Genomic DNA, 14,964 nt, shown 5'->3' with positions numbered 1-14,964 from the left:
CGGCGTCTTTTAGCGCCGGGAACGCGGCAAAGCCATGCGGATTTCGCAGGGACGAAGGGGGTATTAGTGTCTGGTCGCGGACTGGTCGGGAATGTCCAGCAGGGCCTCGGTGAAGGGGAATTCCAGCACGATTTCGCCCTCGACGTCGGTCACCTCGATCACGGCCTCCATGAGAGCCGGCTGGGTCCCCTCGGATTTCAGCACCTCCAGGATCATCTGGCGGGCGACCTCCCAGGCACGATCGGGGTTGCGCAGGTCCTCGCCTTCGGGATCCACGATCAACTCGTCGCCAATGCGGGTGTTGAAGAAATATTTGGGCATTACGGAGATCCAGCTAGACTCGCCTGTACCGGATTGAAAGCTGCATTGCACTCACAACTGCTTTATCAGGACAGCGTTCACGACCGAATGCGCCACGCGCAAGGCAGCGTCACCGGAACTGAAGTTCCACCATGATTTTTCGCGACGCAACATGGCCCTCTTCGGGAAAATTTCACTGGCGAACTTTTGTGCTCGCATTACTTTAACCTATGGGCGGATACGTCCGAGTTCGCGAAATGGAGAGCTGATATGGCCTGGAAAGCCCCGAAGATCGTCGAAGTGCCCTGTGGCATGGAAATCAACATGTATGTGAGCGCCACCCGCAAGTAAGCGGCTGGTGAGTTCGCGTTCTGCGCAGGTGGATCTTTCAGTCACGATGCATGTCCGGACGACAGGATTTGTGTGGGCGTGAGATCCACCTCGCGAAATTGCCTCCAGGAGACGTAACATGCTTCGCGTCGTCGTCCTGGGCGCCGGGGCTGGCGGCGGAGTCCCGCAATGGAATTGCGGCTGCGAGGGCTGCCGGGCCGCGCGTCAACACGGCCATGAGCTTTACCGAACCCAGGCCTCGGTCGCCTTCAGCGGCGACGGCGAACACTGGTTCCTGATCAACGCCTCGCCCGACCTTCGCCAGCAATTGAACGCCACGCCGCAGCTGCACCCCAAGGCGGGCGCCCTGCGCCACACGCCGATATCAGGCGTGATCCTGACCAACAGCGAAGTGGATGCGGTGGCGGGCCTGCTGTCGATGCGCGAGGGATCGCCCTTCACGATCTATGCGCATGAGAAGGTGCTGGCGATCCTGGCGAGCAACAGCATCTTCAACGTGCTGAACGAGAAGAATGTGCGGCGGCAGCCGATCGATATCCGCGAGCCGTTCGAGCCGCGGCTGCCGGACGGCGCGCGCTCGGGGCTGGAGGTGCTGGCTTTCGCGGTGCCGGGCAAATCCGCGTGGTATCTCGAAGGCAAGGCGCATCCCGGCGGCGAGAGCGGCGACGGCGATACGCTGGGGCTGAAGATTACTGACAAGACCAGCGGCAAGTTCTTCTACTTCATCGCCGCCTGCGCCGAGGTGACCGACGCGCTGAAGGCCGAGATCGACGGCGCCGCGCTGGTGTTCTTCGACGGCACGGTCTGGCAGGACGACGAGATGATCCGGGCCGGGCTCGGCCACAAGACCGGCAAGAGCATGGGCCACGTCGCGATGTCCGGCGACGACGGCGCGATCGCGCGGCTGGCCGACCTCACTCTCGACAGGAAGATGTTTCTGCATATCAATAACTCGAACCCGGCGCTGCTGCCCGCGTCACCCGAGCGCAAGGCCACCGAGGCGGCGGGCTGGCAGATACCCGCCGACGGAACGGAGATCGTGCTGTGAATGCCGCGACACTGACTGGAATGACTGCACTTTCGATCGGCAAGGACATCAGGCTCAATTCGGCCGAGGAGCTGGAGGCGGCGCTACGCCACATCGGCGCGACGCGCTATCACAGCCTGCACCCGTTTCATAAGCTGCTGCACGGCGGCAAGCTGAACAAGGGCCAGGTGCAGGCCTGGGCGCTGAACCGCTATTATTACCAGAGCACGATCCCGATCAAGGACGCGGTGGTGATCTCACGCTTCCGCGACCGCGCCACGCGCCTGGAATGGCGGCACCGCATCGAGGACCATGACGGCGATGTCGGCAGCGAGGGCGGCATCGAGCGCTGGCTGAAGCTCACCGACGGCCTCGGCCTCGACACGGCTTACGTGGAATCCACCGAGGGCATCCTGCCGGCGACGCGCTTTGCGGTCGAAGCCTATGTCCATTATTGCCGCGAGAAGTCGCCGCTGGAGGCGATCGCCTCGTCACTGACCGAATTGTTCGCGCCCAGCATCCACGAGGAACGCATTGCCGGCATGCTGCAGCATTACGACTTCGTCAACCCTGACATCATGAGCTACTTCAAGCGCCGCCTGACCCAGGCGCCGCGCGACGCCAATTTCGCGCTCGACTATGTCAGGACCCACGCGAGAACACCGGAGGAGCGCGCATCGGTCTGCAATGCGCTGATCTTCAAGACCAACGTGCTGTGGGTGCAGCTCGACGCGCTCCAGCACGCCTATGTCGAAGGCAACATTCCGCCGGGCGCGTTCGTGCCCAAAGCGAGCTGAAGAGGAACTGGAATGGCCGGGCCGCGTCATATCAGCGTCAGCGAGGCAAGCCGCCCCGTGCTGCCGCGGCACGCCAAGCTGAAATATGACGAGACGCGGAAGGTCTGGGTGATCCTGGCGCCGGAGCGGGTGCTTGCGCCGGACGAGATCGCGGTCGAGGTCTTGCAGCTCTGCAATGGCGAGCGCAGCGTCGGCGACGTCTCCGACCAGCTGGCGGCGAAATACGCCGCGCCGCGCGAGGCGATCCTCGCCGACGTCATCGTCATGCTGCAGGACCTCGCCGACAAGGGCTTTCTGACCGAGGCCCGGGAGAAGACATCATGAGCGATGTGCTCGGCCATCCCACCATTCCACCCGACACCAGCGACAGCCTCGCGGTGCTGGAGAAGGGCCGCTCGACGGCGGAGACGTTTGGCATTCCGCTCGCGGTGCTGCTCGAGATCACCCATCGCTGCCCGCTGCAATGCCCGTATTGCTCCAACCCGGTGGAGCTCGACCGTTCGGGCAAGGAACTGACCACCGACGAATGGAAGAAGGTGCTGAGCGAGCTCGCCGAGATCGGCGTGCTGCAGGTGCATTTCTCCGGCGGCGAGCCGACGGCGCGCAGAGACCTCGTTGAGCTGGTCAAGCATGCGACCGACGTCGGCCTCTACACCAACCTGATCACCTCGGCCGTGCTGCTGACGCGCGAGCGGCTGAGCGAGCTGGCCGACGCCGGGCTCTGCCATGTGCAGATCAGCTTCCAGGGCGTCGAGGAAGGCCTCGCCGATCGCGTCGCTGGCTACAGAGGCGGCCACCGCAAGAAGCTCGAAGTGGCGAAGTGGACGCGCGAGCTCGATTTGCCGCTCACCGTGAACGCGGTGATGCACCGGCAGAATTTGCACCAGCTCCCCGACATCATCCAGATGTCTGTTGATCTCGACGCCGACCGGCTCGAGGTCGCCAACGTGCAATATTACGGCTGGGCGCTGAAGAACCGCGCCGCACTGATGCCGACGGTGGCGCAGCTCGACGAATGCACTGAAATCGTCGAGGAGGCGCGCGAGCGGCACAAAGGCCGGCTGTCGATCGACTACGTCGTGCCGGATTACTACGCGCTGCGGCCGAAGAAGTGCATGGGCGGCTGGGGCCGGCAGTTCTTCAACATCTCGCCGGCCGGCAAGGTGCTGCCGTGCCACGCCGCCGAGAGCATCACCGGGCTCGACTTCGAGTCGGTGCGCTCGAACCATTCGATCGCTTGGATCTGGCAGAATTCGGAGGCCTTCAACCGCTATCGCGGCACCGGCTGGATGAAGGAGCCGTGCAAGAGTTGCGAATTCCGCGAGATCGATTTCGGCGGCTGCCGCTGCCAGGCCTTTGCCCTGACCGGCGATGCCGCCAACACCGACCCCGCCTGCGCGCTGTCGCCGCTGCACGAGACCATCTTCAAGCAGGCCGAGCGCGAGGCCGAGGGCGAGACCAACCGCTTCCTCTATCGCAATTTCGCCGGCGGCACCTTAGAGGCAGGCGATGACGCCTGACGCGGATGCGGCCGCATCCGCCAAACGCGCCGATCCCTTTGCACCGCTGACCTCCGACATGATCGATGTCGGCGACGGCCACGAGCTCTATGTCGAGAGCGTCGGCCGCGCCGACGGCATCCCCGCAATCTATCTGCACGGCGGCCCCGGCAGCGGCTGCCAGCCCGATCATCGCCGGCTGTTCGATCCCGAGCGCATGCATGCGGTGCTATTCGACCAGCGCGGCTGCGGCCGCAGCCGGCCGAAGGGATCGCGCGCGCACAACACCACGGCGCATCTGATCGCGGACATGGAGACGATCCGCGAGAAATTCGGTATCTCGCGCTGGATCGTGGTCGGCGGCTCCTGGGGCGCGACGCTGGCGCTGGCTTACGCAGAAGCGCATCCCGAGCGCGTCTCCGGCATCGCGCTGCGCGCGACGTTCCTCGGCACCCGAGCGGAAGTCGAGACGGCTTTCACCTCGCGCCTGTCGCAGTTCTATCCCGGGCTCCACGAGGATTTTCTGAGCGTGCTGCCGCCAGACGAGCGCGAGCGGCCAATAGACGCCTATTGGCGCCGCATCCTCGACGCTGATCCAGCTGTCCATGGACCTGTCGCGCGCGCCTGGCACGATACCGAACGTGCCTTGTCCGAGCACAAGCCGGCCAAGACGCGGATCGACCTGGCCTCGCTGAAGGTATGGCGCACATTGCCGGCGACACCGTTCATGGAGGCGCATTATTTCGTCCACGACAGCTTCATGAGCGAGAACCAGTTGTTGCTAAACGCCGGCCGGCTCGCCGGAATTCCCGGCATCATCGTGCAGGGCCGCTACGACCTGTTGTGCCCGCCTGGGACATCGCAGGCGCTCGCGAAAGTTTGGCCGGGTTCCGAGGTCAGGATCGTGGAAGAAGCCGGACATTCGCTCTATGATGCCGGCGTGCGGGACGCGGTCATGAAGTCGATCGCCGACCTCGCGTCGAAGGCCGCGCGCTAATGCGCGAAAAAGGACAACCAGAAAATGCCGCTCGCCGGGAAAGGCATGCTGCTGACGTCGATGAACATCGACAAAGCCCATGAAGCCGATTTCAGCCGCTGGTACGATCGCGAGCATCTGGAAGAGCGCGTCGCGATCGAAGGTTTTCTGGAGGCGCGGCGCTATGTCGCGCATGCGGCCGATCCCAAATATCTCTCGCTGTATTCGACCGCGACGCTCGACGTGCTCGACAGCCCCGCCTATCGGACGCGGCTCGCCAATCAGACCGAATGGTCGCGGCGAACCATGGCGCATTTCAAGGACATGCTGCGCGTCGTCGCGCGCATCACCATCAGCGAGGGCAGCGGTCGCGGCGCCGCGCTCGGCCTGGTGCGGCTGCGGCCGACAGCGGACAACGCAGGAGCATGGCGTGATGCACTGCAAGAAAAGCTGGCGCCCGAGAAGCGCGAGGGCATCATCTCGATGCATCTGCTCGAGAGCGAGCCGGAATTATCAGGCGCAACGGCGGATATTCCGGCAACGCGCAACGAAGGCGCACGCGACTGGTTCGTGCTGATCGACGGCACGCATGTCGGCGCAATCTCTGCCGTGATCGCCGAACGCTTCACCGGCCCTGCGGCAGCGCCCTTCCCGCTTCCCATCTCCGTCGGCACCTATAGCCTGATGTGGGATCTGGCGAAGAGCGATATCGCGCACAGCTGAAGCACTATCTGCAGCGTAATATATTGCACTGCCACATCGGTGCGCGCGGCGCGTTAATGCTGTGCACGCGCAGCTCCCATGAAAGTGGTCAATCGCGAAAATTTGCCGTTGTACTTCGGAACCGTTCCAATAAGCTAACCCAATGACGTCATTCAGAAACCAGATCGACGCGCGTTAGCGTTCGCCAAGCTCAAGAAAAGGCCGCGGGGTCCTTGAGCCTGCGCGGACGGGGTAGGAATGAAACCGACCGATATCGCGGCCCCCGACTACTTTCACAAAGTGGTCGATTGCCAATGGGCGTGTCCAGCGCACACACCGGTTCCCGAATACATCCGACTGATCGCGCAAGGCCGCTACAGCGACGCCTACATGATCAATTGGAAATCGAACGTGTTTCCCGGAATTCTGGGGCGCACCTGCGATCGTCCATGCGAGCCGGCGTGCCGGCGCGGACGCGTCGAGGAAACGCCGGTGGCGATCTGCCGTTTGAAGCGCGTCGCCGCGGACTTCAAGGACGACATCACGCATCGCCTCCCGAAACCTTCCGCGAAAAACGGCAAGCGCGTTGCGTTCGTCGGCGGTGGCCCGGCGTCGCTGACCGTGGCGCGCGATCTTGCGCCGCTCGGTTATCACTGCACCGTGTTCGACGGCGATCCCGAAGCTGGCGGCATGATGCGGACGCAGATCCCGAAATTCCGCCTGCCTAACTCCGTCATCGACGAGGAGACCGGCTACATCCTGGGTCTCGGCGTCGACTTTAGGGGCGGGCACCGCATCGAGAGCATGAAGGCGCTGCTCGCGGAGAAGTACGACGCGATCTTCGTCGGCTCCGGCGCGCCGCGCGGCCGCGAGCTCGACATTCCCGGCCGCAAGGAAGCAGCTGGCAACGTCCATATCGGCATCGAATGGCTGGCCTCGGTCTCGTTCGGCCACATCGACAAGATCGGCAAGCGCGTGATCGTGCTCGGCGGCGGCAACACCGCGATGGATTGCTGCCGTACGGCGCGCAGGCTCGGCGGCGAGGACGTGAAAGTCGTCGTGCGCTCCGGCTTCGAGGAGATGAAGGCTTCGCCGTGGGAGAAGGAGGACGCGCTTCACGAGGACATCCCGATCCTCAACTTCCTCGTTCCCGTTGCTTTCGTCCACAACAACGGCAAGCTCACCGGCATCACCTTCCAGAAGGTGAAAGCCGAATACGATTCCAAGGGCCGCCGCAACCTCGTTCCCTCCGGCGAACCGAACCAGACCATCGATTGCGACGACGTGCTGGTCGCGGTCGGCCAAGAGAACGCCTTCCCCTGGATCGAGCAGGATTGCGGCATCGAGTTCGACAAATGGCACATGCCCAAAGTCGATCCGAAGACCTTCGTCTCGACCAATCCGAAGGTGTTCTTCGGCGGCGACGCCGCATTCGGTCCGAAGAACATCATCTGGGCGGTGGCGCAGGGCCATGATGCTGCACTGTCGATCCACAAGATGCTGTCGGGTGAGGACATCACCGAGCGGCCGCTGCCGGAGGTGCATGTCTCGTCGCAGAAGATGGGCATCCACGAATGGAGCTATGACAACGACATCTCCAACGACAAGCGCTTCAAGGTGCCGCATCGCGACAAGGTGATCGCGCTGAAGGACATCCGCACCGAGGTCGAGCTCGGCTACGACGTCAAGCTCGCGCTGGGCGAGGCCGAGCGTTGCCTGAACTGCGACGTCCAGACCGTATTCTCGACCTCGCTCTGCATCGAGTGCGATGCCTGCGTCGACATCTGCCCGATGGACTGCATCACCTTCACGGAGAATGGCGAGGAAGCCGATCTGCGCCAGCACCTGAAGGCGCCCTCGCTGCATCCGGACCAGGACCTCTACGTCTCGTCTGACCTCAAGACCGGGCGCGTGATGGTGAAGGACGAGGATGTCTGCCTGCATTGCGGGCTGTGCGCCGAACGCTGTCCCACCGGAGCCTGGGACATGCAGAAATATCTCATCGAAATGACCCACGCAGGTTCGACATGTCCGACAAAAAGCCGCTCAGCAGCGTAAACGACTTCGTCGTCCGCTTCGCCAACGTCAACGGCTCGGGCTCGGCCAGCGCCAACGAAATGTTCGCGCGCGCGATCCTGCGCCATGGCGTTCCGGTCTCCCCGCGGAACATCTTCCCCTCCAACATCCAGGGCTTGCCGACCTGGTACGAGGTGCGGGTGACGGAGGACGGCCATCTCGGCGCCCGTGGCGGCGTCGACATGATGGTGGCGATGAACCCGCAGACCTGGGACAAGGACGTCGCCGGCATCGAGCCCGGCGGCTATCTGTTCTACGATTCCACCAAGCCGATGCCGTCGACCAAATTCCGCGACGACATCACCGTGATCGGCGTGCCGCTCACCGCGATCACCAACTCGACCTACACCGACCCGCGCCAGCGCCAGCTGTTCAAGAACATCATCTATCTCGGCGCGCTCAGTGCGCTGCTCGACATGGACCCGAAGCTGATCGAGCAGCTGATCGGCGAGCAATACAAGGGCAAGGAGAAGCTCTTGTCCTCCAACGTTCACGCGCTGCATCTCGGCCGCGACTGGGCGCTGCAGAACCTGAAGTGCCCGATCGGCCTGCGCGTGAAGAAGTCCGACAAGGTCGGCGACCGCATCTTCATCGAGGGCAACAGCGCGGCTGCGCTTGGCGCCGTCTATGGCGGCGCCACGGTGTGCGCCTGGTATCCGATCACACCGTCCTCGTCGGTGGCGGAGGCTTTCACCGCCCATTGCAAGAAGTACCGGCACGACCCCGAGACCGGCAAGGCGAAATACGCGATCGTGCAAGGCGAGGACGAGCTCGCTTCAATCGGTATCGTCATTGGCGCCTCCTGGAACGGCGCGCGCGCGTTCACCGCGACCTCCGGCCCCGGCATCTCGCTGATGACCGAGTTCATCGGCCTGTCGTACTTCGCCGAGATCCCCGCGGTGATCATGAACATCCAGCGCGCCGGGCCCTCCACGGGCATGCCGACCCGGACCCAGCAATGCGACATCATTGCCTGCGCCTATGCCTCGCACGGCGACACCAAGCATGTGCTGCTGTTCCCGGAAGATCCGGCTGAAGCCTTCGAGTTCGCGGCGGCGGCCTTCGATCTGGCCGAACGGCTGCAGACCACGATCTTCCTGATGCTCGACCTCGACATCGGCATGAACCACCGGCTCTGCCGTCCGCTGAAATGGGACGATTCCAAGCAGTATGACCGCGGCAAGGTGATGACCGCGGAGATGCTGGAGCAAGGCCGCGACTTCGGCCGCTATCTCGACGTCGACGGCGACGGCATCCCCTACCGCACCTATCCCGGCACGCATCCGACCAAGGGCTCCTATTTCACCCGCGGCACGTCGCGTGATCGCTATGCGCGCTACTCCGAGGAAGGCTCGGTCTATGCCGACAACATGCAACGTCTCGTCCGCAAGTTCGAGACCGCGCAGGATCTCGTGCCACGGCCGCTGCAAGCCAACGCGGAACGACCGACCAAATATGGCGTGATCTATTTCGGCTCGACCTCGCCGGCGATGGACGAGGCGATCGGACTGCTGGAGGCGCGCGGACATCAGCTCGACCGCCTGCGCATCCGCGCCTTCCCGTTCCACTCCAGCGTGGCGAGCTTCCTCGCCGAGCACGATTTCGTCTACGTGGTCGAGCAGAACCGCGACAGCCAGCTGCGCCAGCTCATCGTCAACGAGAACGGCATCGACCCCGTGCGCCTCGTGCCGATCGTGCATTACGACGGCACCCCGATCACCGCCCGCTTCATCGCAAAATCCATTGGCGACCACCAGGATCACCTCAAGGTGACCCCGCTCCGCAAGGCCGTGTCATGATTTGCACGTCACTCTCTCCGTCGTCATGCCCGGGCTTGACCCGCGCATCCACGCCTTCTTTCTCTCCGGCCAAGACGTGGATGGCCGGGTCAAGCCCGGCCATGACGCGGCTGGGACTGCAGGTGCTCGCATGACCTACATCGCAAAGCCGAAATTCCATCATCCGGGCCTCAAGAAGAACGAGCTCGGCTATACCCACCGCGACTACGAGGGCAAGATCTCGACGCTGTGCGCCGGCTGCGGCCACGATTCGATCACGGCTTCGATCATCGAGGCCTGCTACGAGCTGTCGATCGAGCCGCACCGGGTGGCGAAGATTTCCGGCATCGGCTGCTCGTCGAAGACGCCGGACTACTTCCTCGGCAACTCGCACGGCTTCAACACCGTACACGGCCGCATGCCCAGCGTGCTGACCGGCGCCAACCTCGCCAACCGCGATTTGATCTATCTCGGCGTTTCCGGCGACGGCGATTCCGCCTCGATCGGCTTCGGCCAGTTCGCGCATTCGATCCGGCGCGGCGTCAACATGACCTACATCGTCGAGAACAACGGCGTTTACGGCCTGACCAAGGGCCAGTTTTCGGCAACCGCCGACCGCGGCTCGAAGAGCAAAAAGGGCGTCACCAATACCGACAACGCCATCGACCTCGTCGCGATCGCGCTGCAGCTGGGCGCCACCTTCGTCGCGCGCTCGTTCTCAGGCGACAAGGCCCAGCTGGTGCCGCTGATCGCGGCCGCAATCGGCCACAAGGGCGCGTCCTTCATCGACGTCATCAGCCCCTGCATCGCCTTCAACAACCACGCCGGCTCGACCAAGAGTTTCGACTATGTCCGCGAGCACAATGACGCGGTGAACCGGCTCGACGTGCTGGTCGGCCGCGATCCGATCGCGGTGGACTATGCGCCGGGCACGGTGCAGGTCGTCGAGCAGCATGACGGCAGCAAGATCGCGCTGCGCAAGATCGACGCGGACTACGATCCGCACGACCGGCTGGGGGCCCAGACATTCCTCGCGAGGCACGCCGCGAAAGGCCAGATCGTCACCGGCCTGCTCTACGTCGATCCCGACGCGGACGATTTGCACGCGCATCTCAATACGGTCGAGACGCCGCTCAACACACTGGAAGCGGATAGGCTGTGCCCGGGCTCGGCGGCGCTGGACAAGTTCAACGCCAGCCTGCGCTGATCATCTGCCACGCTGGAGCGGCGGTCTGACGCGCACGGTAATCTTTTCCGACACGACAGGCGGCTCGAAGGGATAGTGCTTCGCGTCGCCCAGCACCAATTGAAGGGTGTGGGTCCCGGGCGGAAGCTCGAGAAGCGTTTCGGTCTGCCCTGCCCCGAAATGCAGATGCGACTTGTCCTGCAGGATTGGCTCCTTCGGATCGATGGGATCGTTGACGTCGACCAGCAGATGATGGTGGCCGGCGTTCTGGTAGTCGTCGCCGGCATGCGTCACGCCCATGTTGCGCAAGCCGAACCGGACCAGGAATCCGCCGCGCAGCTTCTGCCCGTCATACGGGGTGATGAAATAGAGCTTTGCATCCTTTGGCGCAGTCTTGCCCTGCGGATAGGCGATGCCCGGGAGCAAAGCGAGCACCGCCGAGAGCGCAACGCAGCGAAGGACTTGCATCGGATTTACTCCAGCACTTAGGGACTGAGCGCGACACGGACTCCATGCGTCGGGTAGCGAACATTGGTATCGTAGCCGTCGCGATTGGACGGTCGCACATATCTCGAATCGTTTTTCCAGGAGCCCGAGCGCAGGACGTGCGAACTGCAGTCCCCGCCGCTCCATGCCGAGCCGTCATTGGGCGCGCCCTGATAGGTCTTGTGCCAGCAGTCTTCGACCCACTGATCGATGCTGCCACCCATGTCGTGGAGACCGAAAGGATTGGGCTTGAAGCTGCCGACTTTCACCGGCTGCTCGGCGGCGCCGCCGCCGCAGTCCTTGCACCCGGCCATGCCCTGCTGGAGCTTGTCGCCCCACCAATATTTGGTCGACGTTCCGCCGCGCGCCGCATATTCCCATTCGGCCTCGCTTGGAAGCCGATAAGGCTTCTTCGTCGCGTTCGCGAGATAGGCCGCATACTGCTGCGCGTCGGTCCAACTGAGATTGGTGACCGGCGCATCATCGTTGCCGATGGCAGTGAACCCGCACGCCTTGGCGGCGGCGCATTCGTTCCATTCCTGCACCGTCACGGGATATTTTCCGATCGAGAACGGCTTGACCGCGACCTGGTGAACCGGGCGTTCGGTCGGATCATCATTGCTTCCCATCGCAAAGCTTCCGCCGCGAATAGCGATCATCTCGGGTTCGCGGACCGGCGTTGCCGATGGGCTGGGCGCCGATACGGGCGTAGGTGACGAAGCCAAGGAGGGCGATGGTTGCGGCGCCTGCGCGGCCGCTTCGCGCGGCGGAGGCTGCGGGCTTGGGGATACGACCGGAGCGACGACGTTCGGCGCGGCGGCCTGCTCGCCCACCCTGCCCGGCTGCGCCAGCAAGTACCAGAGCACGCCCGTGGCCATTATCAGCACCGCGGCGCTCAGGAGAAAGATCAGCACGTTCTCGCGACGGCCGCGCGGCCGGCCGACCGCGTCTGCGTCCGGCAGCACACGATAGACACGCACCGGATCGGTGATGTTCTTGACCTTGCGATCCCCGAGCGACTCATAGCCGCACACCACTTTGTGCTTGATCTGTTCGTAGATCGCGCCCGAGATATAGACCTGACCGGGCTCGGCGATGCCCTCGATGCGTGAGGCGATGTTGACGCCATCGCCGTAGACATCGTCCGGTTCGACGATGACATCACCGAGATTGACGCCAATCCGGTATTCGATCCGAGTATCCTTCGGAAGCGAGGCATTGCGGCCGACAAGATTTTGCTGGATGACGATGCTGCATCGAACAGCCTCGACAGGGCTGTCGAAAATGGCAATGAAGCCGTCGCCCGTCGTCTTCACCAGACTTCCGTGGTGCTCGACGATGCTGGGCTGGATGAGATCCCGCTCGATCCGCTTGACGCGGACATGCGTGCCTTCCTCATCGACCTGCATCAAGCGGCTGTAGGACGCGATATCGCCGACAATGATGGCTGCGAGACGACGCGGCATCACGCCATGCGGCGGCGGCTCGTCCTGATTTCCCGATTTAAAGTTGCGAATCTCGCCCATTTCGGCGCACTCCACCAACTTGCAAGTGGCGAACTTAACCTACGACGTCGAGAGGCGATTGTCTGTGAAGGCTATCACATTGACGAACCGGGACAAATGCCGAAGCAAATCGCAATATCGGGTTCCAGAGAGCGAAGGCCGCACGGCGGCATGAACCTTCCCGACCCAAGCAGCGACTAAATCTACTCGCGGAACTTGGACTCTATCCTGCGATCGCGGTGTCCACGTAGCTGGAACATCGGCCCGGCATTGCCGGGAGATTCCGCGCCGCTTTAGCCGACAGACTCCGGCTCGGCCTCGGCCTCAGGCGCCGGCACGGCGTCGTCAAAATGGGCCGGTCGTCCGGCGCCCCAATATTGCTTGCAGATCTCGAGCAATGTTCCGACGTCCATGGTCAGGCCGCCGGCATTGACGACCACACCGTCGGCGCCGAGCGCCTTGCTCATCAACGCGCGCGTCAGAAATCCCCCGGCGAATCGCTTGGCGACAAGGGGATCGACCTTGAGCACGACGCACTTCTGCGCGCGGTGGTCCCAGATCTGTATCTTCCGCACCGCGCTCCAGGCGATGGTCTCGTCGGCGAGCCTGGTGTCGCGAATGCCCACACGGCTGATGAAGACCACCGGCGCCCTGGCGGTGGCCAACCTCCAGAGCATCCTGCAGGTGGCAAGGCCGAAAAACACCGCGCCGATATAGCAGGCAGCGAGTTCGAACGTGGTGACGCCCTTGCCTTCCTGCCAGGTGAAGGCGAGCCCGGCACAGAGCAGCGTCAGCAGCAGGCAGGCGCCGAAAATCATCAGCAGCCGTCCGCGGGAATAGCCAATCGTGACGTTGGGCAAGTTCTGACTTACGGACATGTTCGACCGCCACCAGTCTTTTGCAACAACCTGGGGTTTAGGAACGCCCCTCCTTCTAAGGTGTTAAGGCTGGAACCTTGCGCGAGGCTCCCCACGGGAGTGCGAAGCATTCGCACGTGAACTCGCGGCGCCCGGCCTGCGACTAACTGCCAGTCGGCCACCGCCGTCCCGATGCGGGCCGTTCACGCGCCCGGTGCGACCATGAAACCTGCCCTCATCCTTCCGCTCGTCCTTGCTGCATTCGTCGGCGCCGCCCGGGCCGAAGACGGCGACGGCATCCGCGAGGCGGGCAAGACCGAGGCGGACAGCTTCGATGCGCGAATGTATGCCGGGGCGCCCGGCAGCAGGGCCTTTGCCTGCTTCGTCCGCCGCTACGATGCCGAGCACCTGGCGCGACATCCGAAGCAGAAGGTCGCCGCCATGAAGCTGCTGGTTTCGGCCGAACTCGACAGGGAGGACAGGCAGCTCCACAATTCCTTCCGGCTCGGCTTCAGATATCGCCATCGCTCCGGCGATTTCGACTCCAGCGGCTCGTGCAGCCATGTCGTGTTCACAAAAGACGGCAACGAGGTGCGGCTCGGTTGCGGCGTCGATTGCGAGGGCGGCGGCATCGGCGTCGCGCCTTCGAAGGACGACAGATCGGCGATCGTGCGGCTCGAGCGGGTCAGGGTCTGGCAGAACAACAAGCCGGATGACGAAGCCGAGCAATCGCTGGTCGCCGGCGCCGACGACGGGATTTTCCGCCTCGACCGCACCGGCATCGGCGAGTGCGCCTCGCTGGTGACCGACCGCGAGGAACTCGCCGCACTCCGCCACAAATGATATGTTTCCGGCAAAGTCGGGCTCAATCGAGGAGATCGCCATGAACCGCCGGAACATCCTGTGGAGCGCCTTGTCTGCCTTCGGCGCGGCGTTCGGCGTCTCGCGTGCCAAGGCCGCAACGGAAGCCGGCGCGGGCAACAAGCTCAGGGTGGTCTATCACCTCAGCGACGCCGAGAAGGTCAACTTCGTGCTCGGCAACATCCAGAACCACATCGACGGCGTCGGCGGGCCCGAGCATGTGACGATCGCGCTGGTGATCCATGGGCCGGCGCTGAAGGCGTTTCACTCGGCACAGGCCAACCCCGATATCAGCAAGCGCGTCGGCGATTTCTCCAGGGACGGCGTCGAGCTCGCCGCCTGCGGCAACACGATGAAGGCGCAGAACGTCACGCTGACGGATCTGCTGCCCGGCTTCGTCAGCGCGGAGAAGGGCGGCGTGGTCCGTTTGGCCGAGCTGCAGTCGCAGGGCTATCTGTATCTGCGGCCTTAGGGTTTGCCGCGAAGGCGGTGCGCTCCCTCCCCCGCTTGGCAGGCGGGAGAGGTTCAGCAGCGCCCGCGGCCACTACCGAAATCCAATAGGA

General features: G+C 63.7%; 16 protein-coding genes. 12 read left to right on the top strand and 4 right to left on the bottom strand.

The features are described from left to right. Positions 1–63: 63 nt before the first annotated feature. A complete protein-coding gene (locus WHZ77_RS07525) occupies positions 64–321 on the bottom strand; it encodes a DUF6894 family protein (RefSeq protein ID WP_041748091.1) in 258 nt (85 codons plus the stop codon). Between the two features lie 249 nt (positions 322–570). Here WHZ77_RS07525 and pqqA point away from each other — a divergent pair, with 249 nt between their 5' ends. The 10 genes from pqqA to WHZ77_RS07475 all read left to right on the top strand — a co-directional run bounded on the left by pqqA (position 571) and on the right by WHZ77_RS07475 (position 10,713). Next, the gene (gene pqqA / locus WHZ77_RS07520; protein WP_007595659.1) at positions 571–651 is read left to right on the top strand and encodes a pyrroloquinoline quinone precursor peptide PqqA; all 81 of its coding nucleotides are present in this window, start codon (positions 571–573) and stop codon (positions 649–651) included. Between the two features lie 118 nt (positions 652–769). After that, positions 770–1,699 carry a pyrroloquinoline quinone biosynthesis protein PqqB gene (gene pqqB / locus WHZ77_RS07515; protein WP_375313095.1) on the top strand — a complete coding sequence of 310 codons (930 nt, stop codon included), beginning with the start codon at positions 770–772 and terminating at the stop codon, positions 1,697–1,699. A 20-nt stretch (positions 1,700–1,719) separates the two neighbouring features. After that, the gene (pqqC, locus tag WHZ77_RS07510; protein ID WP_375313094.1) at positions 1,720–2,475 is read left to right on the top strand and encodes a pyrroloquinoline-quinone synthase PqqC; all 756 of its coding nucleotides are present in this window, start codon (positions 1,720–1,722) and stop codon (positions 2,473–2,475) included. A 12-nt stretch (positions 2,476–2,487) separates the two neighbouring features. Continuing rightward, the gene (gene pqqD / locus WHZ77_RS07505) at positions 2,488–2,799 is read left to right on the top strand and encodes a pyrroloquinoline quinone biosynthesis peptide chaperone PqqD (RefSeq protein ID WP_143841421.1); all 312 of its coding nucleotides are present in this window, start codon (positions 2,488–2,490) and stop codon (positions 2,797–2,799) included. Next, entirely contained in the window at positions 2,796–3,995 is a 1,200-nt protein-coding gene (gene pqqE / locus WHZ77_RS07500; RefSeq protein WP_375313093.1) for a pyrroloquinoline quinone biosynthesis protein PqqE, read from the top strand. The genes pqqD and pqqE overlap by 4 nt, the downstream gene beginning before the upstream one ends. Then, positions 3,985–4,971, top strand: coding sequence for a prolyl aminopeptidase (pip, locus tag WHZ77_RS07495; RefSeq protein ID WP_375313092.1), 987 nt, complete (start codon positions 3,985–3,987; stop codon positions 4,969–4,971). Before pqqE ends, pip begins: the two co-directional genes overlap by 11 nt. A gap of 24 nt (positions 4,972–4,995) precedes the next feature. After that, the gene (locus tag WHZ77_RS07490; protein ID WP_375313091.1) at positions 4,996–5,673 is read left to right on the top strand and encodes a hypothetical protein; all 678 of its coding nucleotides are present in this window, start codon (positions 4,996–4,998) and stop codon (positions 5,671–5,673) included. A 237-nt stretch (positions 5,674–5,910) separates the two neighbouring features. Beyond that, positions 5,911–7,710 carry an FAD-dependent oxidoreductase gene (locus tag WHZ77_RS07485; protein ID WP_375313090.1) on the top strand — a complete coding sequence of 600 codons (1,800 nt, stop codon included), beginning with the start codon at positions 5,911–5,913 and terminating at the stop codon, positions 7,708–7,710. Next, complete coding sequence (locus WHZ77_RS07480) at positions 7,680–9,527, top strand: 2-oxoacid:acceptor oxidoreductase subunit alpha (protein WP_375313089.1); 1,848 nt, start codon at positions 7,680–7,682, stop codon at positions 9,525–9,527. The genes WHZ77_RS07485 and WHZ77_RS07480 overlap by 31 nt, the downstream gene beginning before the upstream one ends. Before the next feature lie 130 nt (positions 9,528–9,657). Beyond that, on the top strand, positions 9,658–10,713 hold the full coding sequence (locus tag WHZ77_RS07475) for a 2-oxoacid:ferredoxin oxidoreductase subunit beta (protein ID WP_375313088.1): 1,056 nt from the start codon (positions 9,658–9,660) through the stop codon (positions 10,711–10,713). Here the strand turns inward: WHZ77_RS07475 and WHZ77_RS07470 are convergent, their stop codons facing one another. The 3 genes from WHZ77_RS07470 to WHZ77_RS07460 all read right to left on the bottom strand — a co-directional run bounded on the left by WHZ77_RS07470 (position 10,714) and on the right by WHZ77_RS07460 (position 13,561). Next, positions 10,714–11,160, bottom strand: a complete 447-nt coding sequence (locus WHZ77_RS07470) for a DUF4399 domain-containing protein (protein WP_375313087.1) — start codon at positions 11,158–11,160, stop codon at positions 10,714–10,716. A 17-nt stretch (positions 11,161–11,177) separates the two neighbouring features. After that, positions 11,178–12,704 (bottom strand): SUMF1/EgtB/PvdO family nonheme iron enzyme, encoded by a 1,527-nt coding sequence (locus WHZ77_RS07465; RefSeq protein WP_375313086.1) that lies wholly within the window; start codon positions 12,702–12,704, stop codon positions 11,178–11,180. Between the two features lie 272 nt (positions 12,705–12,976). Further along, positions 12,977–13,561 (bottom strand): STM3941 family protein, encoded by a 585-nt coding sequence (locus tag WHZ77_RS07460; RefSeq protein ID WP_375313085.1) that lies wholly within the window; start codon positions 13,559–13,561, stop codon positions 12,977–12,979. Positions 13,562–13,762: 201 nt separating this feature from the next. Between WHZ77_RS07460 and WHZ77_RS07455 the strand changes: the two genes are divergently transcribed. Both WHZ77_RS07455 and WHZ77_RS07450 read left to right on the top strand, forming a co-directional pair. Continuing rightward, entirely contained in the window at positions 13,763–14,383 is a 621-nt protein-coding gene (locus tag WHZ77_RS07455) for a hypothetical protein (RefSeq protein WP_375313084.1), read from the top strand. Between the two features lie 40 nt (positions 14,384–14,423). Further along, on the top strand, positions 14,424–14,873 hold the full coding sequence (locus tag WHZ77_RS07450) for a DsrE family protein (protein ID WP_375313083.1): 450 nt from the start codon (positions 14,424–14,426) through the stop codon (positions 14,871–14,873). Positions 14,874–14,964 lie beyond the last annotated feature (91 nt).

The sequence above is a fragment of the Bradyrhizobium sp. A5 genome (assembly GCF_042076515.1).
In the GTDB taxonomy this organism is placed as follows: Bacteria; Pseudomonadota; Alphaproteobacteria; order Rhizobiales; family Xanthobacteraceae; genus Bradyrhizobium; species Bradyrhizobium cosmicum.
The sequence above is the reverse complement of the archived record's forward strand: the minus strand, read 5'-3'. Positions and strand labels throughout refer to the sequence as shown.

What these genes read in the sequence shown, in the direction of transcription:
- WHZ77_RS07485 (WP_375313090.1), top strand. Translation starts at nt 5,911, where the DNA reads ATGAAACCGACCGATATCGCGGCCCCCGACTACTTTCACAAAGTGGTC.
- WHZ77_RS07455 (WP_375313084.1), top strand. Translation starts at nt 13,763, where the DNA reads ATGAAACCTGCCCTCATCCTTCCGCTCGTCCTTGCTGCATTCGTCGGC.
- pip (WP_375313092.1), top strand. Translation starts at nt 3,985, where the DNA reads ATGACGCCTGACGCGGATGCGGCCGCATCCGCCAAACGCGCCGATCCC.
- pqqB (WP_375313095.1), top strand. Translation starts at nt 770, where the DNA reads ATGCTTCGCGTCGTCGTCCTGGGCGCCGGGGCTGGCGGCGGAGTCCCG.
- WHZ77_RS07465 (WP_375313086.1), bottom strand. Translation starts at nt 12,704, where the DNA reads ATGGGCGAGATTCGCAACTTTAAATCGGGAAATCAGGACGAGCCGCCG.
- pqqA (WP_007595659.1), top strand. Translation starts at nt 571, where the DNA reads ATGGCCTGGAAAGCCCCGAAGATCGTCGAAGTGCCCTGTGGCATGGAA.
- WHZ77_RS07475 (WP_375313088.1), top strand. Translation starts at nt 9,658, where the DNA reads ATGACCTACATCGCAAAGCCGAAATTCCATCATCCGGGCCTCAAGAAG.
- WHZ77_RS07525 (WP_041748091.1), bottom strand. Translation starts at nt 321, where the DNA reads ATGCCCAAATATTTCTTCAACACCCGCATTGGCGACGAGTTGATCGTG.
- pqqD (WP_143841421.1), top strand. Translation starts at nt 2,488, where the DNA reads ATGGCCGGGCCGCGTCATATCAGCGTCAGCGAGGCAAGCCGCCCCGTG.
- WHZ77_RS07480 (WP_375313089.1), top strand. Translation starts at nt 7,680, where the DNA reads ATGTCCGACAAAAAGCCGCTCAGCAGCGTAAACGACTTCGTCGTCCGC.
- WHZ77_RS07460 (WP_375313085.1), bottom strand. Translation starts at nt 13,561, where the DNA reads ATGTCCGTAAGTCAGAACTTGCCCAACGTCACGATTGGCTATTCCCGC.
- pqqC (WP_375313094.1), top strand. Translation starts at nt 1,720, where the DNA reads ATGACTGCACTTTCGATCGGCAAGGACATCAGGCTCAATTCGGCCGAG.
- WHZ77_RS07470 (WP_375313087.1), bottom strand. Translation starts at nt 11,160, where the DNA reads ATGCAAGTCCTTCGCTGCGTTGCGCTCTCGGCGGTGCTCGCTTTGCTC.
- WHZ77_RS07490 (WP_375313091.1), top strand. Translation starts at nt 4,996, where the DNA reads ATGCCGCTCGCCGGGAAAGGCATGCTGCTGACGTCGATGAACATCGAC.
- WHZ77_RS07450 (WP_375313083.1), top strand. Translation starts at nt 14,424, where the DNA reads ATGAACCGCCGGAACATCCTGTGGAGCGCCTTGTCTGCCTTCGGCGCG.
- pqqE (WP_375313093.1), top strand. Translation starts at nt 2,796, where the DNA reads ATGAGCGATGTGCTCGGCCATCCCACCATTCCACCCGACACCAGCGAC.